Origin of the sequence: Mesorhizobium sp. M00.F.Ca.ET.216.01.1.1 (assembly GCF_004010325.2) — a bacterium.
GTDB lineage: Bacteria > Pseudomonadota > Alphaproteobacteria > Rhizobiales > Rhizobiaceae > Mesorhizobium.
Map to the genome: position 1 here is coordinate 55,123 of NZ_SADR02000001.1, position 19,387 is coordinate 74,509.

Genomic DNA, 19,387 nt, shown 5'->3' on the forward strand with positions numbered 1-19,387 from the left:
CTCGTCCGGCCCATATGGAGAAGAGAAGAATATGGCTCGTATAGCCGGCGTTAACATTCCGACGAATAAGCGCGTCGTCATCGCGCTTCAGTACATTCACGGCATTGGCAAGAAGTTCGCCCAGGAGATCGTCGACAAGGTCGGCATCCCGGCCGAGCGCCGCGTCAACCAACTCACCGACGCCGAAGTGCTGCAGATCCGCGAGACGATCGACCGCGACTACCAGGTCGAGGGCGACCTGCGCCGCGAAGTGTCGATGAACATCAAGCGGCTCATGGACCTCGGCTGCTACCGCGGCCTGCGTCACCGTCGCTCGCTGCCGGTTCGCGGCCAGCGCACGCATACCAATGCGCGCACCCGCAAGGGTCCGGCCAAGTCGATCGCCGGCAAGAAGAAGTAATTTGTGAATGGTGAAGTCGTGAAATGGTGAATGGCCCGACCATTCACTATTCACAATTTACGTGGTGGAGCCGCTGGCATTACGGCGGTGTAGAGATCAACTGAAAGGACTGTCATGGCCAAGGAAGCCGCTCGTGTTCGCCGTCGCGAACGCAAGAACATCTCGTCGGGCGTTGCCCACGTCAATTCGACCTTCAACAACACGATGATCACCATCACCGACGCACAGGGCAATTCCATTGCCTGGTCGTCAGCGGGAGCCCAGGGCTTCAAGGGTTCGCGTAAGTCGACCCCGTTCGCTGCCCAGATGGCTGCCGAGGACGTTGCCAAGAAGGCTCAGGAACACGGTATGCGCATGCTCGAAGTTGAGGTCTGCGGACCCGGCTCCGGTCGTGAATCCGCGTTGCGCGCCCTGCAGGCGGCTGGCTTCACCATCACCTCGATCCGTGATGTGACGCCGATCCCGCACAATGGCTGCCGCCCGCGCAAGAAGCGCCGCGTCTAAGAAATTACCGAACACCGCGAGAACGCCAGAGGCGTTCCGCCGCGGTATTCCAGGTCGCCCGCCACGATTGGATGGTGGCGGGGCAACGGAAGGAAAGCATCATGATCCAGAAAAATTGGCAGGAACTGATCAAGCCGAACAAGATCGAGTTCTCGTCGAAGAAGAAGACGCTGACCACGCTGGTCGCGGAACCGCTCGAGCGTGGCTTCGGCCTCACCCTCGGCAACGCGCTGCGTCGCGTGCTTCTGTCTTCGCTGCGCGGTGCGGCTGTGACCGCCGTGCAGATCGACGGCGTTCTGCATGAATTCTCGTCCATCGCCGGTGTGCGCGAGGACGTGACCGATATCGTGCTCAACATCAAGGAAATCGCCATCCGCATGGAAGGCGACGGCCCCAAGCGCATGGTCGTGCGCAAGCAGGGACCGGGCGCTGTTCTCGCCGGCGACATCCAGACGGTCGGCGACGTCGAGATCCTCAACCCCGACCACGTCATCTGCACGCTGGACGAGGGCGCTGAAATCCGCATGGAATTCACGGTCGACACCGGCAAGGGTTACGTGCCGGCCGAGCGCAATCGCGCCGAAGACGCGCCGATCGGCCTTATCCCGGTCGACAGCCTTTACTCGCCGGTCAAGAAGGTCTCCTACAAGGTCGAGAACACCCGCGAGGGCCAGGTTCTGGACTACGACAAGCTGACTATGACCATCGAGACCGACGGTTCGATCTCGGGCGAGGACGCGGTGGCTTTCGCCGCCCGCATCCTGCAGGACCAGCTTGGCCTGTTCGTCAATTTCGACGAGCCGCAGAAGGAAGTCGCTGCCGAGCAGGTGACCGAACTTGCCTTCAACCCGGCACTGCTCAAGAAAGTCGACGAGCTCGAGCTTTCGGTGCGTTCGGCCAACTGCCTGAAGAACGACAACATCGTCTATATCGGCGACCTGATCCAGAAGACCGAAGCCGAGATGCTGCGCACCCCGAACTTCGGCCGCAAGTCGCTGAACGAGATCAAGGAAGTCCTGGCGGCAATGGGCCTGCACCTCGGTATGGAAGTGCCGGACTGGCCGCCGGAAAACATCGAAGACCTCGCCAAGCGTTACGAAGATCAATATTGAGCATGATCCCGAAAAGTTGCAGACTTTTCGGACAAGATCATGCGGCTAACCAACTGAGGCTGTGGCCTCTTGAACCCGGAATGAAGGAGAAGGGCCATGCGCCACGGATTTAAAGGCCGCCGGTTCGCCCGCAGCATTAGCCATCGCAAGTCGATGTTTGCCAACCTTGCCGTGTCGCTGCTCGAGCATGAGCAGATCGTCACCACCCTGCCGAAGGCGAAGGATTTGCGTCCGATTGTCGAAAAGCTGGTGACGCTCGGCAAGCGCGGCGACCTGCATGCGCGCCGCCAGGTGATTGCCCAGATCGGCAATGAAGTCGTCGTCAAGCGCCTGTTCGATACCATCGCGCCGCGCTACGCCACCCGCAACGGCGGCTACCTGCGCATCATGAAAGCGGGCTTCCGCCATGGTGACAATGCCGCGATGGCGGTCATCGAATTCGTCGACCGCGACACCTCGGCCAAGGGCGCCGGCGACCGCGCCCGCATTGAGGCAGAAGGCACCGACGAGGAAGCCGCAGCAGCGTAAGCTTCGGCTTTCTCAAAAGCGTTTAAGGGGCCTGCGGGCCCCTTTTTCGTTCTGAAAAGCAACGAGGTGCAGTTACGCCGATTTTGTCTTGCCGAGCTTTTAGGCCAAATAATCGGATTTTCAGCGGCTTAGCCTTTCATTTTGCACAATCGTCGGGACAATGGCGCCCGATTTGGAGGATTCGGAATGCGCGTCAAACGGCTGTCCCTTGTTCTAATCTGCGCCTTGATGGCGCTGGCAGTCGTGCCGGCGGCCAGGCAGGCGCTGGCCGAAGACGCCAAGACCGATCCAGGCCTGTCCGATGTGCTGACCGACCTGCTGCATGGCGTCGAAGGCGAAAACGCCACCTCCGGTCCGGACAAGCGCGTGCCGTTCGGCCGCGAAGAAGTGCAGCTTTCCTTTGCGCCGCTGGTCAAGCAGACGGCGCCGGCCGTGGTCAATGTCTATGCCTCGCAAACGGCCAAGGTGACGTCGCCTTTCGAGGGCGATCCGTTTTTCGAGGAGTTCTTCGGCCGCTCGCAGCCGCGTGCGCAGTCCTCGCTCGGCTCCGGCGTGCTGGTCGATCCGACAGGCGTGATCGTCACCAATTTCCACGTCATCAAGGAGGCCGACCAGGTCAAGGTCGCGACCGCAGATGGGCGTGAATTCGACAGCAAGGTGCTGCTCAAGGACGAGACGCTCGATCTCGCTGTGCTCAAGATCTCGTCCGACAAGCCATTTCCGGTGATCGCCATCGGCGATTCCGACGCGCTCGAGGTCGGCGACCTGCTGCTGGCCATCGGCAACCCCTTTGGCGTCGGCCAGACTACCACCAGCGGCATCGTTTCGGCGCTGGCGCGCAGCCACATCGGCGTTTCCGATTCCAGTTTCTTCATCCAGACCGACGCCGCCATCAACCCTGGCAATTCCGGCGGCGCGCTGATCAACATGGGCGGCCAGCTGGTCGGCATCAACACGGCGATCTACAGCCGCAGCGGCGGCTCGATCGGCATCGGCTTTGCCATCCCTTCGAACATGGTTCGCGCTTTCGCCGATGCAGCCAAGGCAGGGCTCGAATTCTTCGAGCGGCCCTATATCGGCGCCGAATTCGAGGCGGTGACGCCGCAGATCGCCGAATCCCTCGCCATGGACAAGCCTGCCGGCGCACTGGTTTCGTCGGTCGAAGAGGCTGGGCCGGCCGCCAAGGCCGGTCTCAAGCCCGGTGATGTCGTGCTGTCGCTCAATGGCAAGGCGGTCGAGAGCATCGAGGCGCTGGATTACCGGATGGCGACGCTGTCGATCGGGACCAATGCCAGCTTCGGCGTGCTGAGCAAGGGTCAGCAGGCGACGATGGACATCGCCCTCGAGCGCGCGCCGGAAGGCGCCAGGGCCGCGGAAGTGACGCTGCATGGCCGCAGCCCGTTTTCCGGCGCCAAGGTTGCGGAGTTGTCGCCCCGGCTTGCCCAGCGGCTTGGCATCCGCACGGACGTCAAGGGCGTCACCGTGGTCGACATCAATCGCGATTCGCCGGCCGCGGATTTCGGCTTTCAGCCGGGCGACATTGTGCGTGAGGTCAACGGCATGACAATCGACACCGCAGCAACCCTGGAACAGGTCGCCAGGCAGGATACGCGCTGGTGGCGCTTTACCGTCGAGCGCGGCGGGCAGATACTGCGCCAGGTGTTGCGTTACTGAGTACTGTCCTGGAAAAGAGGTCGTGCTCCAACCAAATAGAAGTGCATGGCCGATCTGTTCAGCGTCGATGAACCGGAAAAGGCGCCGCCCGGCCGGCCGCTGGCCGACTGGTTGCGCCCGAAGAACCTTGGCGAGGTCGTCGGTCAGGAGCATCTGACCGGCTCCGACGGCGCGCTGACGAGGCTGATCGGCTCCGGTTCGCTCGGCTCGATGATCTTCTGGGGACCACCCGGCACGGGCAAGACCACGGTCGCGCGGCTGCTTGCCGGCGAAACCAGCCTTGCCTTCGAGCAGATCTCGGCGGTGTTTTCCGGTGTTGCCGACTTGAAGAAGGTGTTCGAGGCGGCGAAGCTGCGTCGCTCCAATGGCCGCCAGACGCTGCTGTTCGTCGACGAGATCCATCGCTTCAACCGTGCCCAGCAGGACGGTTTTCTGCCGGTTATGGAAGACGGCACCGTCGTGCTGGTTGGCGCCACCACCGAAAACCCGTCTTTCGAGCTCAACGCCGCGCTTTTATCCCGTGCGCGCGTGCTGGTCTTCCATTCGCTCGGTGAGGAGAGCATCGCCAAACTGCTGGAACGCGCAGAAGAGGCCGAGGGCAGGGCGTTGCCACTCGACGACGAGGCGAGGGCGATGCTCATCCGCATGAGTGATGGCGACGGCCGCGCGGCGCTGACGCTGGCCGAGGAAGTATGGCGCGCCGCAAAGTCCGGCGAAGTGTTCGGAGCCGAGGACCTGCAGCGCATCGTCCAGCGACGCGCGCCGATCTACGACAAAGGCCAGGACGGCCACTACAATCTTATCTCGGCGCTGCATAAGTCGGTGCGCGGTTCCGATCCCGATGCCGCACTTTATTATCTCGCTCGCATGTTCGACGCCGGTGAGGATCCGCTTTATCTCGGCCGCCGGCTGGTACGCATGGCGATGGAGGACATCGGATTGGCCGACCCGCATGCCTTGGTCGTCGCCAATGCCGCCAAGGATGCCTATGACTATCTAGGCTCGCCGGAGGGCGAACTCGCCTTCGCCGAGGCTACCGTCTATCTTGCGACGGCGCCGAAATCCAACGCCGTCTACACAGCGTTCAAGGCCGCCACACAGGCGGCAAAGGAGTTCGGCTCGCTGCTGCCGCCCAAGCACATTCTCAATGCGCCGACCAAGCTGATGAAAGAGGAAGACTACGGCGCGGGCTACCGCTACGACCATGACGAGCCGGACGCCTTTTCCGGCCAGGACTATTTTCCCGAAAAGATTGGCCGGCAGACATTTTATGACCCGCCCGAGCGCGGCTTCGAGCGCGATATCAGGAAGCGGCTGGACTATTGGGCGAAGCTGCGCGCCGAGCGGGAAAAATAGGCTTGCACGGCCGTGCGGTCCTTACCCTTTGGGACGCCGCCACGTTGGTTGCGGGGAGAAAATGGGACGAACTGGGCCTGCCGGCGGTCCACTGGACATCTGGTTTGGCGCGTCGGCAGTGTCTCATATCAGTCACAGTACTGTGATGTGTACGGCGGAACAAAAAAACCTTATCACAACGCGTGGCTCGGCTCGGGGACGTTGCCAAGTTTTGGCGAAAACATTTTCAGAACGGAATCGCGCACGGCGCGTAGAAACATGACAAAGAAACTTCGCAAATCCCTTCGGCAGTTCGCCATAGCGGTCCCGCTTCTTGCGCTTGGCTTCTATTTCATTCCGATCCTGACGACGCTTTTCATCGTCCTCGGCCTGATCGACGTGCTGCGCAACGACAGGAAGGATTGGGGGCTGTTCAGCCGTTATTTCCTCGGCAACGGCATCTTCACCTGGCTGCTTTCGCCGTTCAACCTGCTGGTCGACCTGCTGTGCTACAGGAACCGGGGTGTCTGGAAGCTGGAGCAGTTTCCGGCGGACTATCAGCGTGAAGTCAACGAGGTCCTCGACGTCTTCAAGGCACGCAAAGACGAGATCATCGCCGATATCGACGCCAATTTCGGCACCGGCCGGCGCGGCATGTATGTCTATCAGTGGTATGGCAAGCACAGAATAGACAACGTTGCCGAATTCAACAAGGATTTCAAATACGTAAAGACGATCGCCGTTTCAGTCTTCAGCAAGCGTGAATCGACCTCGTACCACTTTGGACCGCTACGGCTCAGCCTGCGGATCCTCTACAATCTCGTCCCGGTCAAATCGGAAATCTTCGTCGAATGCGGCAATGCCAAGAACTACTGGTACGACAATCCGCTGTTCATTTTCGACGACACGCTGCTGCACCGCTCGGTCAACGAGTATGACGGGCGCCGCTACTGCGTGTTCATGGACATAATCCGCCCATCGCCGTTTCCCGGCCTCATCTCGGCGCTTCTCGCCATTGTCTCGGTCAGCGTCGAGCGGATCAATTCGATGTTCTACAAGAATTGGAAGATGATCGGTTCCAGCAAGCCGAAAAAGGTCGGAACGACCTGAAAAGCATCATTGGCGCGATCATCGCCCTGTTTCTGGGTCTTTGGCTCGCAACAAGCCTGCCTTAATGCTATTGCCCCGCTTTGAAACGGATAAAGCGAGACAATGGCAGGCGTTGAACAGATCACAGTGGAGGCCGGCGAGGCGGGCATGCGGCTCGATCGCTGGTTCAAGACCCATTTCCCGGGTCTCGGCTTCGGCCACCTGCAGAAGCTGCTGCGCTCCGGCCAGATCCGCGTCGACGGCGGCAGGGTGAAGGCCGATACCCGCGTCGAGCCGGGCCAGATGGTCCGCGTGCCGCCGCTCGAAGTGGACAAGAAGGGCGAAAGCCCGCTCACCGGTCACTCGATCCGCAACCAGGGCGACGCCGACGTTCTGGCGAAGATGCTGATCCACGAGGATCCGAAGGTCTTCGTCTTCAACAAGCCGGCGGGTCTCGCCGTCCAGGGCGGCTCTGGCGTCACCCGCAACGTCGACGACATGCTGGAAGCCTGGCGCAACCAGAAGGGCGAGAAACCGCGCCTGGTGCACCGGCTCGACCGTGACACGTCCGGTGTGCTGGTCGTCGCCCGCACAAGGCTCGCAGCGATGAAGCTTGCCGAGGCATTCCGGGCGCGCGAGACCAAGAAGACCTACTGGGCGCTGGTCAAGGGTGTGCCGCCGAAGCGCGAGGACAAGATCTCGACCTGGCTGATCAAGGAGCCGACGCCCGACGGCGACCGCGTGCGCGTCGCCAAGCACGGCGAAAAGGGCGCCGATCACGCGGTATCATACTACCGGGTTGTCGAGCAGGCGGCACAGACCCTGTCGTGGCTGGAGATGGAACCCTATACCGGCCGCACGCATCAGCTTCGCGTGCATGCCGCTCATATCGGCTGCCCCATCATCGGCGACCCCAAATATTTCGAGGCCGACACCAATTGGGACTTTCCGGGCGGCATGCAGAACCGCCTACACTTGCATGCGCGCCGCATCGTTATCCCACACCCGGATAAGGGCTTCATCGATATCACCGCGCCAATGCCGCCGCATATGCGCCAAAGCTGGAACCTGCTTGGCTTCGACGAGCAGAGCGCGGAGGACTAGATTTGGGTATCGCCACCGATACGCTCGACCGCCGCGAAGCGGTCGATATGGCGGCAGCAGCGATCATGGTCGGGCTGACGTTTTCCTGGGGGCTGAACTACGTTGCCGCCAAGATATCCTATGCCGGCTACGATCCGGTTTTCCTGTCGATCGCACGATCGATCATAGGCGGCCTGTGCGTCCTTGGCTGGTGCCACTGGCGCGGCATTCAGCTATTCACGCCCGACAAGACCCTTGTTGTGGGTATTCTGGCGGGCGCGCTCTTCGGCGCCGAATTCCTGTTCCTCTATGTCGGGCTCGAACACACGACCGTCGCCCGCAACACGCTTCTGGTCAACACCATGCCGTTCTGGGTGCTGGTCGGCGGTCATTTCCTGCTGAAAGAGCGTATCACTGTGCGCAAGCTCGTGGGCCTTCTGCTTGCTTTCGCCGGCCTTGTCGCCGTGTTTTCCGACAAGGTGAGCGCAAGCGGTGGCGCGACGTTGACCGGTGACCTGCTCAGCCTCGGCGCCGGCATCCTGTGGGCGCTAACCAGCATCGTCATCAAGCGGACGAAACTGGCCGAGACAAGCGCCGAGAAGTTGCTGCTCTACCAACTGGTCGGCGCCGTCGTTGTCGGCATCCTGGTGTTGCCTTTCGCCGGACCACCCATCCGCAATTTTACCGCCTTGCCGACGTTGGCTCTGCTTTTCCAGGCTGTCTACGTCGTCGCCTTCACCTATGTTTTATGGTTCTGGTTGTTGCGGCGCTATCCGGCATCCGGCCTGTCGAGCTTCACCTTCCTGTCGCCGGTGTTCGGCGTGCTGTGTGGCGCCATATTCTTGAGCGAGCCGCTGAGCGTCCGCATTTTCCTGGCGCTCGGGCTTATCGCTGCGGGGCTGATCATCGTCAACCGACCGGCGCGGCGGCAGATTCCCGGATAAGAGGAGCCTGATATGCGCGATATCCTCAACGATCTCGAAGCCGGAAAGCAGCTCTCCGACCCGGATCCGGTGCGCCGCGCCCAGATCCAGATGAAGACGCAACTGCCGAAGCGCTTCTACAAGGCCGTCTCGGTCGCACGGGTCGAAGAGGGTTTTGCCATTCACCTTGACGGCAAGCCGGTGCGCACCCCGGGCAAAGCGCTGCTGGTGCTACCAACCGAGAGGGCCGCCGCCCTGGTCGCCGCGGAGTTCGCCGCGCAAGGCGAAACCATCGACCCGGTTACGATGCCGGTCATGCGCCTCGTCAACACGGCCATTGATGGCGTCGCCAGTGATCCGCAGGCGGTGCTGGAAGACATCCTGCGTTTCGCCTCGTCCGATCTGCTCTGCTACCGCGCCGACGGTCCGCAAGGGCTAGTCGACCGGCAGAACCAGCATTGGGACCCGGTCCTCGACTGGGCACGGGCAGCACTTGGCGCGCGGTTTCATCTCGCCGAAGGCGTGATCCACGTCGAGCAGCCGCGCGAGAGCATCGCCGTGCTCGGTGTCCATCTTGCCCAGCGCAAGGATCCGCTACGGCTGGCCGCCATCCACGTCATGACGTCGCTGACCGGTTCCGCGCTGCTGGCGCTGGCCGTCGATTCCGGCGAGCTCGACGGCGAGACGGCGTGGGCTGCCGGTCATGTCGACGAGGACTGGCAGGCCGAGCACTGGGGCCAGGATGCAGAAGCTGTCGCGCGCCGCTTGGCTCGCAAGCGCGACATGATGGCCGCCGTCAGCCTTCTCGATGCGCTCAAGGGCTGACAGCCTCAATCCATTTCGCACTGCACATTAGACCAAAGTCATAATCCCAAAGGCGGTCTGCCGCTGGACGGCGCTTTCTGTCATTTTTTGCGTCGATCGCTGCCCTGAGTCTGCGTTCGGAGGAGAATGCGGACGATGACGTGCAGCATCGAAGGACAGATGGGATCTCACGGGAGGATACATTCATGGTAATGGCATCGACCGCCAGCGGAAGAACAAGCCGCGGCATGACGCGGGAAGAGAAGAAAGTCATCTTCGCTTCCTCGCTCGGCACCGTTTTCGAGTGGTACGACTTCTACCTCTACGGCTCGCTGGCAGCCTTCATCGGCGCCACTTTCTTCTCGTCTGCGCCGGAGGCGACACGCAACATCTTCGCATTGCTCGCCTTCGCCGCCGGCTTCCTGGTGCGCCCGTTCGGGGCGCTGTTGTTCGGCCGCGTCGGCGATCTTGTCGGCCGCAAATACACCTTCCTCGTCACCATGACGATCATGGGCCTTTCGACCTTCCTGGTCGGCCTTCTTCCGGGCTATGCTAGCTGGGGCATTGCCGCGCCGATCATCCTGATCGGCCTGCGAATGCTGCAAGGCCTGGCGCTTGGCGGCGAATATGGCGGTGCCGCGACCTATGTCGCCGAACATGCACCGGATGACCGCCGCGGCTACTACACGTCCTGGATCCAGACGACGGCCACGCTTGGCCTGTTCCTGTCGCTGATCGTCATCCTGATCGTCCAAGGTTCGATGAGCAAGGACACCTATGCCGCCTGGGGCTGGCGTATTCCTTTCATCGTTTCCTTCCTGCTGCTCGGTATTTCGATCTGGATCCGGTTGTCGCTTGCCGAATCGCCGACGTTCCAGCGCATGAAGGATGAGGGCAAGGGCTCCAAGGCGCCGCTGTCCGAGGCCTTCGGCCAATGGAAGAACGCCAAGGTCGCATTGCTGGCGCTGCTCGGCCTAACCGCCGGCCAGGCCGTGGTCTGGTACAACGGCCAGTTCTACGCACTGTTCTTCCTGCAGAACGTGCTGAAGCTCGATCCGCAGTCGGTCAACATCATGATCGCCATTGCGCTGGCGTTTGGCTCGATCTTCTTCGTAGTGTTCGGCTGGCTATCCGACAAGATCGGCCGCAAGCCGATCATCATGGCCGGCCTGGCACTGGCTATCGTCTGCACCTTCCCGCTGTTCAAGGCGCTGACCAGGGCAGCCAACCCGGCGCTTGCCAACGCGCAGCAGACAACTCGCGCCACGGTGACTGCAGCACCGGGGGACTGCAAGTTCCAGTTCAACCCAGTGGGCACGGCGAAGTTCACGACGTCCTGTGATATCGCGACCTCGTTCCTGACCAAGAATTCGGTTCCCTACGACGTGCTGGCGACAGCAGCGCCTGGAACTGCTGCGTCGGTCAAGATCGGCAACGACACGGTGGACTCCTATGATGCCATCGCTGCCGGCGATCAGGCGAAAGCCAAGGACGCCGCCTTCGCCAAGGCGGTCAACATGGCGCTCCAGGACGGCGGCTATCCGCTGAAGCGAGCAGCGGCCAAGGTACCGGACCAGAAGCTCGAGGCGTTCGTTGCGGCCAACCCAGAGCTGAAGCTTGACGCCGCGGCTATCCGCGCCGGCGAGAAGATGACGGTTCCGACCGACCAGGCGATCAAGGACAAGTTGCTGACCGCCGACGAGGCTGCGGGCGCGCCTGAAGTCACCGTCTATAACATACCGGGAGGCGGCGTCTTCGCCATGTTTGCCGACCCGGCAGCGGTCAACTGGCCGATGACGATCGCCATCCTGTTCATCCTCATCGTTTTCGTGACCATGGTCTATGGTCCGATTGCCGCGATGCTGGTCGAGATGTTCCCGACCCGCATCCGCTACACAGGCATGTCGCTGCCTTATCACATCGGCAACGGCTGGTTCGGCGGCCTGCTACCGGCAACGGTGTTCGCGCTCAGCGCCTACAAGGGCGATATCTACTACGGCCTCTGGTATCCGGTGGTGATCGCGGCCATGTCGCTGGTCATCGGCATGATCTTCGTCAAGGATACGCTCGGGACCAACCTGCACACCAAGCAGTAGCCGCCCGTTCCGATCCAAGGACAAAAAAGCCCGGCGCGAGCGATCGCGCCGGGCTTTTTCAATTCATCAGAGACGAAGGAAGGTTTAGCTTTTCCGGCCCTGTTCCTCTTCCTCGATGGCTGCCTCGTGATACCAACCGCTTCCGAAGTCGGTGTAGTTGCGCAAAGAGGCAAGCTCTGCCGCGAACTTAGCCTTTCCGCTTAAATTTGAGGCAGAAGCGCGCGCTGCCACTGGGAACATCAGGATTTTGGCCGACTGACGAGTGGAAGTGATTTCCATTTGCCGGTCTCCTTTCTTCTGCAGAACCTTGTCGATTCAAGCTTTTCTCAAGATAGGTCCTGCAATCGCGTTAGGCAATATGCCTATGAAAAGAACAGTATTTGCCTATTATTTGTGCGAAATTCGCTTATGATTGATCCGAGCGCATTGCTGTTGAGGTGAGGTGACTTTGCCGAGACGAAAGGTCACTTTTGCCGCATCCTTTGCCGGCGTGAATGGCACACGAATTGCTTTTTAACGATCGGCAGGTCGGCTGCTGGTTGGGTCGACGTGTGTCGATGCCGCCCGGAGTTCGGTGATCAAAGCAACGAGAGGCTAGAATGACGAAATACAAGCTCGAGTACATTTGGCTCGATGGATACACCCCGGTCCCCAACCTTCGGGGCAAGACCCAGGTCAAGGACTATGCCGAGTTCCCGACGCTCGATCAGCTTCCGCTGTGGGGCTTCGATGGTTCTTCGACCATGCAGGCCGAGGGCCACAGCTCCGACTGTGTCTTGAAGCCGGTCGCCGTCTACCCGGATCCCGCCCGCACCAACGGCGTGCTTGTCATGTGCGAGGTCATGATGCCGGATGGCGTGACGCCGCATGTCTCGAACAAGCGCGCCACCATCCTCGATGACGAGGGCGCCTGGTTCGGCTTCGAACAGGAATATTTCTTCTACAAGGACGGCCGCCCGCTCGGCTTCCCCGAGAGCGGCTATCCCGCGCCACAGGGCCCGTATTACACCGGCGTCGGCTACAAGAACGTCGGCTCCGTCGCCAGGCAGATCGTCGAAGAGCATCTCGACCAGTGCCTTGCTGCCGGCATCAACCATGAAGGCATCAACGCCGAAGTGGCCAAGGGCCAGTGGGAATTCCAGATTTTCGGCAAGGGCTCCAAGAAGGCCGCCGACCAGATGTGGATGGCGCGCTACCTGATGCAGCGCCTCACCGAGAAATACGGCATCGACATCGAATACCATTGCAAGCCGCTCGGCGACACCGACTGGAATGGTTCCGGCATGCACGCCAACTTCTCGACCGCCTATATGCGCGAAGTCGGCGGCAAGGCCTATTTCGAGGCGCTTATGAAGGCGTTCGAACTGGCTCGCGAGGACCACATCGCGGTCTATGGTCCGGACAATCACATGCGCCTGACGGGCAAGCACGAGACGGCTTCGATCCATCAGTTCAGCTATGGCATCGCTGACCGCGGCGCCTCGATCCGTGTGCCGCATTCCTTCGTCAACAATGGCTACAAGGGTTATCTGGAAGACCGCCGCCCGAACTCGCAGGGCGACCCCTACCAGATCGCTTCCCAGATCCTGAAGACGATCGCATCGGTGCCAGCCAGCGCCCAGGTTTCGGCCGCAGCCTGAGCCTTCGTCACGGCGTAGACCATGTCTGCGCCGTGACCTAGTGTCGGCGTGTATAGACGACAACACCGAATGCCTGATGCACCCCAAACAAAAACCCCGGCGTTTCCGCCGGGGTTCTTTTTTGCAACGAGTTCTGTGCGTTAGATCGAATAGTACATGTCGTATTCGACCGGATGCGGGGTCATTTCGAAGCGCATCACCTCGGCCATCTTGAGCTCGATATAGCTGTCGATCTGGTCGTCATCGAAGACGCCGCCGGCCTTCAGGAAGCCGCGGTCCTTGTCGAGGCTCTGCAGGGCTTCGCGCAGCGAGCCGCAGACGGTCGGGATCTTCTTCAGTTCCTTCGGCGGCAGGTCGTAGAGATCCTTGTCCATCGGCTGGCCGGGGTGGATCTTGTTCTTGATGCCGTCGAGGCCGGCCATCAGCATGGCGGCGAAGGCGAGGTAGGGGTTCGCTCCCGGATCGGGGAAGCGGACCTCGACGCGCTTGGCCTTCGGCGACGAGCCGAACGGAATGCGGCAGGACGCCGAGCGGTTGCGCGCCGAGTAGGCGAGCAGAACCGGCGCTTCATAGCCGGGCACCAGGCGCTTGTAGGAATTGGTGAGAGGGTTGGTGAAGGCGTTGATCGCCTTGGCATGCTTGATGATGCCGCCGATGTAGAACAGGCAGCTTTCGGACAGGCCGGAATATTCGTTGCCGGCGAAGGTCGGCTTGCCGGCCTTCCAGATCGACTGGTGGACGTGCATGCCCGAACCGTTGTCGCCGAACACCGGCTTCGGCATGAAGGTGGCCGTCTTGCCGTAGGCGTTGGCGACCTGGTGCACGACATATTTGTAGATCAGCATCTTGTCGGCGTTGCGGACCAGCGTGTCGAACTTGATGCCGAGCTCGTGCTGGGCGGCGGCGACCTCGTGGTGATGCTTTTCGACGCGCACGCCCATTTCGGCGAGCACCGTCAGCATTTCCGAGCGCATGTCCTGGGAGGAATCGACCGGCGGCACCGGGAAATAGCCGCCCTTGGTGCGCGGACGATGGCCGAGGTTGCCGGTCTCGTAGTCGGTGTCGTCGTTGGACGGCAGTTCGGTGGAGTCGAGCCTGAAGCCGGTGTTGTAGGGATCGGCCTTGTACTTGACGTCGTCGAAGACAAAGAACTCGGCTTCCGGGCCGACGAAGATCTGGTCGCCGATGCCTTCAGCCTTCATGTAGGCCTCGGCCTTCTTGGCGGTGCCGCGCGGGTCGCGGTTGTAGGATTCTCCGGAGATCGGATCGAGGATGTCGCACAGGATGACCATGGTCGACTGCGCGAAGAACGGGTCCATATGCACCGTGTCGGTATCGGGCATCAGCACCATGTCGGACTCATTGATCGCCTTCCAGCCGGCGATTGAGGAACCGTCGAACATGACGCCATCGGCAAACATGTCTTCCTCGACCTCGACGACATCCATCGTTACGTGCTGCAGCTTGCCCTTCGGATCGGTGAAGCGCAGGTCAACGAACTTCACGTCGTTGTCCTTGATCTGCTTCATGATGTCTTTGGCTGTCGTCATGTCATGCTTCCCTCTGTGATGACGTGTTCGAAGAGATGATCTGAAACCACAAACGTCAAACGGCGTCCATACCGGTTTCGCCGGTGCGGATGCGCACCACTTCCTCGATGTTGGAGACGAAGATCTTGCCGTCGCCGATGCGGCCGGTCTGCGCCGCCTTGCGAATGGCCTCGATTGCGGCTTCGACCGCATCGTCGCCGAGCACGACTTCGATCTTCACCTTGGGCAGAAAATCGACCACATACTCTGCACCGCGATAAAGTTCGGTGTGGCCCTTCTGACGGCCAAAGCCCTTGGCCTCGGTCACGGTGATGCCTTGCAGTCCGGCCTCCTGAAGCGCTTCCTTCACTTCGTCGAGCTTGAACGGCTTGATGATCGCTTCGATCTTTTTCATTAAAAAGTGGCCTCCACTGCCAAAAAAGACGGGTTGTGAGCCCCGCTTGCGCCTCCTTCAAGCACGAACTGTGCCAATTTCAGCGGATTCGAAGCGGTAACACGTGATTTCAACGCCATGCCGCGCCGGGATGCAATTTCGCGTCATTCGCTGCATTGGAAGCGTCATGGATACTCAAAGCCTATACATTACCGATGCTCTCGTCCGCACAATAATTAGGCAGATAGTGCATTTTGCGGGCAGTTATGCCGGCTACATATCGCCGGGGGCGCTGTGTTTGCAGGCCGTACCATGTCTTCACCGTTTGCGTCGAACTGAAAAACTCGACAATGTTCGATCGGAACAAAGGGCGGGGTTCGACCGGAACAAAGGCGGGGTTCGACCGGAACAAGGCCGAGCTCGACTGGAATGCGAAACGGCAATCCATGAACAATGAACTTCTATCGCCAGCCGAAATGGGCGAGGCCGACCGGCTGGCAATCGCCGCAGGCCCGCTGGCCGGCATAGACCTGATGCGCAATGCCGGTGCTGCAGTCGCTTCGGTGGTGCTTAGGCGCTATCCGGCGGCGACGCGCGTCCACGTGCTTTGCGGTCCCGGCAACAATGGCGGCGATGGTTACGTGGTGGCCGGGTTGCTGCATGACAGCGGCGCCGATGTGACAGTGTGGGCATCCGGCTCGCCCAGAGAGGGCAGCGATGCGGCGCTCGCTGCCCTGGAATGCCTCGTCGAACCACGCCCGCTGTCGCAGTTTGCCGCCGAGGCGGGCTCGATCGTGGTCGATGCGCTTTATGGGGCAGGGCTGTCCAAGCCGCCGTCCGGTGATGCCGCCAGGGCGATCGACATTGCGACAGAATTGAACCTGCCTGTCGTCGCGGTCGATCTGCCCTCAGGCGTTTCCGGCGACAGCGGCGACGTTCTCGGCCAGGCGTTCCACGCCAGCACCACGGTGACGTTCGCGCGGAAAAAACCCGGTCATGTGCTGTTGCCGGGGCGTGAACGGTGCGGCGAGATCGTGCTCGCCGACATCGGCATTGGCGATGCGATCATCACCCAGCTCGAGCCGCAGACCTTCGAGAACACGCCGGCGCTTTGGCTCGGGGATTTTCCGGTGCCGGCCATCGATGCCCATAAATACAGGCGCGGCCATGTCGGCGTCTTTTCCGGCGGGCCGTCGGCGACAGGTGCTGCGCGGTTGGCAGCGCTTGCCGCGGCCAGAAGCGGGGCAGGGGCGGTGACCGTGCTTTCGCTGGCAAATGCGATGCAGGTGAATGCCGCGCACCTCACCTCGATCATGCTGCGCAAGACAGATACGATCGCTGACGTGGACGGGTTCGTCGGGGAACGGCGGCCGTCGGCCTTCGCTCTCGGCCCCGGATTCGGGGTCGGCGGAAAAACCCGGGATTTTGCCCTTGCCGTGCTGGGGCAGGGGCAAGAAGCCAGCGGCGCGATCGACGGGCTGGTGCTAGATGCCGATGGCATCACCTCGTTTCGGGATGACCCGAACGTTCTGTTCCAGGCCGCCCGCCGGCCGAATGCCCCAGCCCTGGTGATGACGCCGCATGAGGGCGAGTTCGGCCGGTTGTTCCCGGACATTGCCGGGGACAAGAGCCTGTCCAAGCTGGCCAGGGCGCGCAGTGCTGCCGAGCGCGCCAGTGCCATCGTCGTCTACAAGGGCGCTGACACTGTGATTGCAGCGCCCGATGGCCGGGCGGCGATCAACAGCAACGGCGCGCCATGGCTCGCCACTGCCGGATCGGGCGACGTGCTCTCGGGCATCGTCGCCGGGTTCCTGGCGCAGGGAATGCCGGCTTTCGAAGCGGCCGCGGCAGCGGTCTGGATTCATGCCGAGGCCGGCAGCCGTTTCGGCCCAGGGTTGATCGCCGAGGATCTGCCACTGGCACTGGTGCCGGTGCTGCGCGAACTTGTCGAAAGCCGCAGCGGGGCTGCATGAATCGCCGGTTTGCGCTGCTCGTGGCAATCTTTGTTGCTGTCTTCGCGGCAAATGCCGCGCGCGCCGACGGCCCGGTGACCATCATCGACGATCCGGCAGTTCTTGTCGCCCTCGATGCCAGGGGCTTCGGCTTCGCCGGCATTTTCGGTATCGAGGGCAAGGGCGACCTGAAGACGCTCTACGACAAGGCGCCGGCCTATCACGCGATCGTCGAAACGGTGGCCGCCGATGTTGCCGCGCTGCGGGTCGAGATCAAGACGGGCGGACGGCCGCTCTATGAAGTGACCGACGGCAATGTCGGCCGCATCATCGACATGCGCTGGTTGAAGACCGACGCGGCGCGTTTTCGCTTGGTCGGCATCGTGAACCGACTCGACCGGCGCGATTTCGCCGAGCTGAAAGGCGACAAGGTTTGCGGCGAAGTGCGTTTCATCAATCGCCTGGCCTACAGCTTCAAGAAAGACGGCAAGGTGCTGGCCTCGCGCCTGCCGTTCAATTTCAATGCCGTTTACAGCGCTTCGCAGGATGCCGATGGCGACTGCGTCGGCGTTGCCGGACGCTGGACGCCGCAGCTCGATGAGAGCGTCGATGCCGGCTGGCTGATCGGCGGGCCGCTGGAAAGAACAGGGCTCGCCTTCAAGCAGCTCGAGCTCAACGCACAGGTCGTGCGCTTTCCCTCCGGCCAGGAGACCGAGTTCGGCGGGCAGGCCGCTTATCTGATGCGGATTTTCGGCATCGATGGCGGAGCCGTCAGCGAGAAGCCGCTGGAAAACACGCCTGATACGAAGAGGCTTGCCGAAGACGCGGCGCTGAAGGCAAAACTTGCCGACTACATCGGCGCAAATGTCGCGGCGGTCGATCTTGGCGTCTATGAAATCCCGGACGAGTTCCTGGCGAAGAAGGTCATCTCGTGGTCGACCTTCGGCAGTGCCAGACAGGCCAACCATCCGTTCACGCCGCTGCTCCCGCCTGAGGATTTCGCCGGGCTCGATTATTCGGCATTGAAATTGGTACGCTCGCCGGAAGCGCTGGTCGAGCGGCTGGACAACGGCGCCTGCCAGGGCTGCCATCAGGCAGGCTCCACCGCCGGTTTCCACTTCATCGGCCGCGACGACAAGACGACCTCGCCGCTCAACCGCATCGAGGTCGGCATCTCGCCGCATCTCCATGCCGAAATTCCGCGACGCCAAGCCTGGTTGCGCGCTATCGCCGAAGGTAGGGAGCCGAACCGCTTTCATCCCCTATCCTTCGCGCCGCTGGCCGCGTGGAAGGATACGGGCGAAGTCGCTTACACGCCGGCCGAAATGGCGATGCCCTGCCTGATGCCGGAGGACGCAAAACGCTTCGGAGCGACCTGGCAGTGCAACGGCGGCACGGTCTGCATGCCGTTGGCCAACGCCTCGGGCGTGCGGACGCGTTTGGCACAATGCCTGCTGCCCGAGGATAGCGAAAAGATGTTCTTCGGCCATCCTTGCCTGACCGGTTCGATCGCCAGCAACCAGACGCAGCCTTTCAACGACCACTACTATGTCACTGGCCAGTTCGCGGCCTTCGCGCCGGGTATTTCGCGCACCGCCTATACCTGCCGTCCACCGAAGATCGGCGTGCCGGCAGGCATTGCCTATCGCGGCTGCGACGACAAGGATCGCAGCTTCTCCGCCTTCAAAGCGGGTAAGCCGATGCCGAACGAGATTTGCGGGCTGGTCGGCGGAAAGAAGTTCGACACCTGCGTGGCGACCAACAATTTCGACCGCCTCGGCGGCGCCGTCAACCGCGGCAATCGTCCGGCGTGTTCGGCCGACCATTTCTGCCGCGAGGACTATATGTGCCAGTCGCTGCCGGCCGACACGCCAGGTGCAGCCAAGGTGAAGGGAATCGGCTTCTGTTCACCGACCTACTTCATATTCCAGATGCGCATCGACAACCACGCGACGCCGTGGGCGAGCACCGCCCGCGCGACCATGGGGGCGGGGTTCGGGGCCGCGGAACAGGAGTGAATTCCTTGAGTAAGCGGACGACGCAGGCTCTTAAATTTGATCCTTCACGGCTCGAGCGACCGAACGAGGCAGCAAGGTTTCCGGCACTTCGAGGGTTTTGCTTCCAGCTTCGCTCTGGCGCGTGACGGTGAATATATACCGGTCCGCTCCAGCATCGCGGGGCAGCGGCTTCTTGCGCTCGAATAGTTCCTGAAGCGCCTCTCTGTCTTTCTCGTCAAGTGCGGCTGCATCGACGGTCCCCCGGCCTTTAAGCCCGGCCAGGCCACCCTGTCTCTCGATAATGAAACGTTCCGCCATTGCTACTTC

The 19,387-nt window shown here is 61.6% G+C and carries 18 protein-coding genes; 14 read left to right on the forward strand and 4 right to left on the reverse strand.

The features are described from left to right. Positions 1-31: 31 nt before the first annotated feature. The 11 genes from rpsM to EN859_RS00415 all read left to right on the forward strand — a co-directional run bounded on the left by rpsM (position 32) and on the right by EN859_RS00415 (position 11,548). Positions 32-400 carry a 30S ribosomal protein S13 gene (gene rpsM / locus EN859_RS00365; RefSeq protein WP_006205445.1) on the forward strand — a complete coding sequence of 123 codons (369 nt, stop codon included), beginning with the start codon at positions 32-34 and terminating at the stop codon, positions 398-400. Between the two features lie 114 nt (positions 401-514). Beyond that, positions 515-904 carry a 30S ribosomal protein S11 gene (gene rpsK, locus EN859_RS00370; RefSeq protein WP_006205444.1) on the forward strand — a complete coding sequence of 130 codons (390 nt, stop codon included), beginning with the start codon at positions 515-517 and terminating at the stop codon, positions 902-904. A 101-nt stretch (positions 905-1,005) separates the two neighbouring features. Beyond that, entirely contained in the window at positions 1,006-2,016 is a 1,011-nt protein-coding gene (locus EN859_RS00375; RefSeq protein ID WP_008875677.1) for a DNA-directed RNA polymerase subunit alpha, read from the forward strand. Positions 2,017-2,112: 96 nt separating this feature from the next. Next, positions 2,113-2,544, forward strand: a complete 432-nt coding sequence (gene rplQ, locus EN859_RS00380; RefSeq protein ID WP_127851867.1) for a 50S ribosomal protein L17 — start codon at positions 2,113-2,115, stop codon at positions 2,542-2,544. Between the two features lie 186 nt (positions 2,545-2,730). Then, the gene (locus tag EN859_RS00385) at positions 2,731-4,218 is read left to right on the forward strand and encodes a DegQ family serine endoprotease (protein WP_127851868.1); all 1,488 of its coding nucleotides are present in this window, start codon (positions 2,731-2,733) and stop codon (positions 4,216-4,218) included. A gap of 45 nt (positions 4,219-4,263) precedes the next feature. Then, a complete protein-coding gene (locus tag EN859_RS00390; RefSeq protein ID WP_127851869.1) occupies positions 4,264-5,574 on the forward strand; it encodes a replication-associated recombination protein A in 1,311 nt (436 codons plus the stop codon). Between the two features lie 258 nt (positions 5,575-5,832). After that, positions 5,833-6,663 carry an aspartyl/asparaginyl beta-hydroxylase domain-containing protein gene (locus EN859_RS00395; RefSeq protein ID WP_127851870.1) on the forward strand — a complete coding sequence of 277 codons (831 nt, stop codon included), beginning with the start codon at positions 5,833-5,835 and terminating at the stop codon, positions 6,661-6,663. Positions 6,664-6,765: 102 nt separating this feature from the next. Continuing rightward, the gene (locus EN859_RS00400) at positions 6,766-7,746 is read left to right on the forward strand and encodes an RluA family pseudouridine synthase (protein WP_127851871.1); all 981 of its coding nucleotides are present in this window, start codon (positions 6,766-6,768) and stop codon (positions 7,744-7,746) included. 47 nt (positions 7,747-7,793) lie between these two features. Further along, positions 7,794-8,669, forward strand: coding sequence for a DMT family transporter (locus EN859_RS00405; protein ID WP_189501635.1), 876 nt, complete (start codon positions 7,794-7,796; stop codon positions 8,667-8,669). A 12-nt stretch (positions 8,670-8,681) separates the two neighbouring features. Beyond that, complete coding sequence (locus EN859_RS00410) at positions 8,682-9,473, forward strand: ATP12 family chaperone protein (RefSeq protein ID WP_127851873.1); 792 nt, start codon at positions 8,682-8,684, stop codon at positions 9,471-9,473. Between the two features lie 185 nt (positions 9,474-9,658). Then, the gene (locus tag EN859_RS00415) at positions 9,659-11,548 is read left to right on the forward strand and encodes an MFS transporter (protein ID WP_127851874.1); all 1,890 of its coding nucleotides are present in this window, start codon (positions 9,659-9,661) and stop codon (positions 11,546-11,548) included. 84 nt (positions 11,549-11,632) lie between these two features. On the opposite strand, the gene EN859_RS00420 is transcribed toward EN859_RS00415, so the two are convergent. Then, the gene (locus tag EN859_RS00420) at positions 11,633-11,827 is read right to left on the reverse strand and encodes a DUF2735 domain-containing protein (RefSeq protein ID WP_127851875.1); all 195 of its coding nucleotides are present in this window, start codon (positions 11,825-11,827) and stop codon (positions 11,633-11,635) included. 320 nt (positions 11,828-12,147) lie between these two features. On the opposite strand from EN859_RS00420, the gene EN859_RS00425 reads away from it, so the two are divergent. Continuing rightward, positions 12,148-13,188 (forward strand): glutamine synthetase beta-grasp domain-containing protein, encoded by a 1,041-nt coding sequence (locus tag EN859_RS00425; RefSeq protein WP_127851876.1) that lies wholly within the window; start codon positions 12,148-12,150, stop codon positions 13,186-13,188. A 140-nt stretch (positions 13,189-13,328) separates the two neighbouring features. On the opposite strand, the gene glnA is transcribed toward EN859_RS00425, so the two are convergent. Together glnA and EN859_RS00435 are read right to left on the reverse strand one after the other, a co-directional pair. Next, positions 13,329-14,738: a type I glutamate--ammonia ligase gene (glnA, locus tag EN859_RS00430; protein ID WP_127851877.1), complete on the reverse strand. Its 1,410-nt coding sequence runs from the start codon at positions 14,736-14,738 to the stop codon at positions 13,329-13,331. A 55-nt stretch (positions 14,739-14,793) separates the two neighbouring features. Further along, positions 14,794-15,132, reverse strand: coding sequence for a P-II family nitrogen regulator (locus tag EN859_RS00435; RefSeq protein ID WP_019857988.1), 339 nt, complete (start codon positions 15,130-15,132; stop codon positions 14,794-14,796). Between the two features lie 425 nt (positions 15,133-15,557). Between EN859_RS00435 and EN859_RS00440 the strand changes: the two genes are divergently transcribed. Together EN859_RS00440 and EN859_RS00445 are read left to right on the forward strand one after the other, a co-directional pair. Beyond that, complete coding sequence (locus tag EN859_RS00440) at positions 15,558-17,084, forward strand: NAD(P)H-hydrate dehydratase (protein ID WP_127852288.1); 1,527 nt, start codon at positions 15,558-15,560, stop codon at positions 17,082-17,084. Beyond that, positions 17,081-19,081, forward strand: a complete 2,001-nt coding sequence (locus tag EN859_RS00445; protein WP_127851878.1) for a hypothetical protein — start codon at positions 17,081-17,083, stop codon at positions 19,079-19,081. Before EN859_RS00440 ends, EN859_RS00445 begins: the two co-directional genes overlap by 4 nt. A gap of 30 nt (positions 19,082-19,111) precedes the next feature. On the opposite strand, the gene EN859_RS00450 is transcribed toward EN859_RS00445, so the two are convergent. Then, positions 19,112-19,378: a protealysin inhibitor emfourin gene (locus EN859_RS00450; RefSeq protein ID WP_127851879.1), complete on the reverse strand. Its 267-nt coding sequence runs from the start codon at positions 19,376-19,378 to the stop codon at positions 19,112-19,114. Positions 19,379-19,387 lie beyond the last annotated feature (9 nt).

Excerpts from the sequence above, each read along its gene's own strand:
- EN859_RS00420 (WP_127851875.1), bottom strand. The coding sequence starts at position 11,827 with ATGGAAATCACTTCCACTCGTCAGTCGGCCAAAATCCTGATGTTCCCA.
- EN859_RS00395 (WP_127851870.1), top strand. The coding sequence starts at position 5,833 with ATGACAAAGAAACTTCGCAAATCCCTTCGGCAGTTCGCCATAGCGGTC.
- rplQ (WP_127851867.1), top strand. The coding sequence starts at position 2,113 with ATGCGCCACGGATTTAAAGGCCGCCGGTTCGCCCGCAGCATTAGCCAT.
- EN859_RS00440 (WP_127852288.1), top strand. The coding sequence starts at position 15,558 with ATGAACAATGAACTTCTATCGCCAGCCGAAATGGGCGAGGCCGACCGG.
- EN859_RS00390 (WP_127851869.1), top strand. The coding sequence starts at position 4,264 with ATGGCCGATCTGTTCAGCGTCGATGAACCGGAAAAGGCGCCGCCCGGC.
- rpsM (WP_006205445.1), top strand. The coding sequence starts at position 32 with ATGGCTCGTATAGCCGGCGTTAACATTCCGACGAATAAGCGCGTCGTC.
- glnA (WP_127851877.1), bottom strand. The coding sequence starts at position 14,738 with ATGACGACAGCCAAAGACATCATGAAGCAGATCAAGGACAACGACGTG.
- EN859_RS00400 (WP_127851871.1), top strand. The coding sequence starts at position 6,766 with ATGGCAGGCGTTGAACAGATCACAGTGGAGGCCGGCGAGGCGGGCATG.
- EN859_RS00410 (WP_127851873.1), top strand. The coding sequence starts at position 8,682 with ATGCGCGATATCCTCAACGATCTCGAAGCCGGAAAGCAGCTCTCCGAC.
- EN859_RS00375 (WP_008875677.1), top strand. The coding sequence starts at position 1,006 with ATGATCCAGAAAAATTGGCAGGAACTGATCAAGCCGAACAAGATCGAG.
- EN859_RS00435 (WP_019857988.1), bottom strand. The coding sequence starts at position 15,132 with ATGAAAAAGATCGAAGCGATCATCAAGCCGTTCAAGCTCGACGAAGTG.
- EN859_RS00450 (WP_127851879.1), bottom strand. The coding sequence starts at position 19,378 with ATGGCGGAACGTTTCATTATCGAGAGACAGGGTGGCCTGGCCGGGCTT.
- EN859_RS00445 (WP_127851878.1), top strand. The coding sequence starts at position 17,081 with ATGAATCGCCGGTTTGCGCTGCTCGTGGCAATCTTTGTTGCTGTCTTC.
- EN859_RS00405 (WP_189501635.1), top strand. The coding sequence starts at position 7,794 with ATGGCGGCAGCAGCGATCATGGTCGGGCTGACGTTTTCCTGGGGGCTG.
- rpsK (WP_006205444.1), top strand. The coding sequence starts at position 515 with ATGGCCAAGGAAGCCGCTCGTGTTCGCCGTCGCGAACGCAAGAACATC.
- EN859_RS00425 (WP_127851876.1), top strand. The coding sequence starts at position 12,148 with ATGACGAAATACAAGCTCGAGTACATTTGGCTCGATGGATACACCCCG.
- EN859_RS00415 (WP_127851874.1), top strand. The coding sequence starts at position 9,659 with ATGGTAATGGCATCGACCGCCAGCGGAAGAACAAGCCGCGGCATGACG.
- EN859_RS00385 (WP_127851868.1), top strand. The coding sequence starts at position 2,731 with ATGCGCGTCAAACGGCTGTCCCTTGTTCTAATCTGCGCCTTGATGGCG.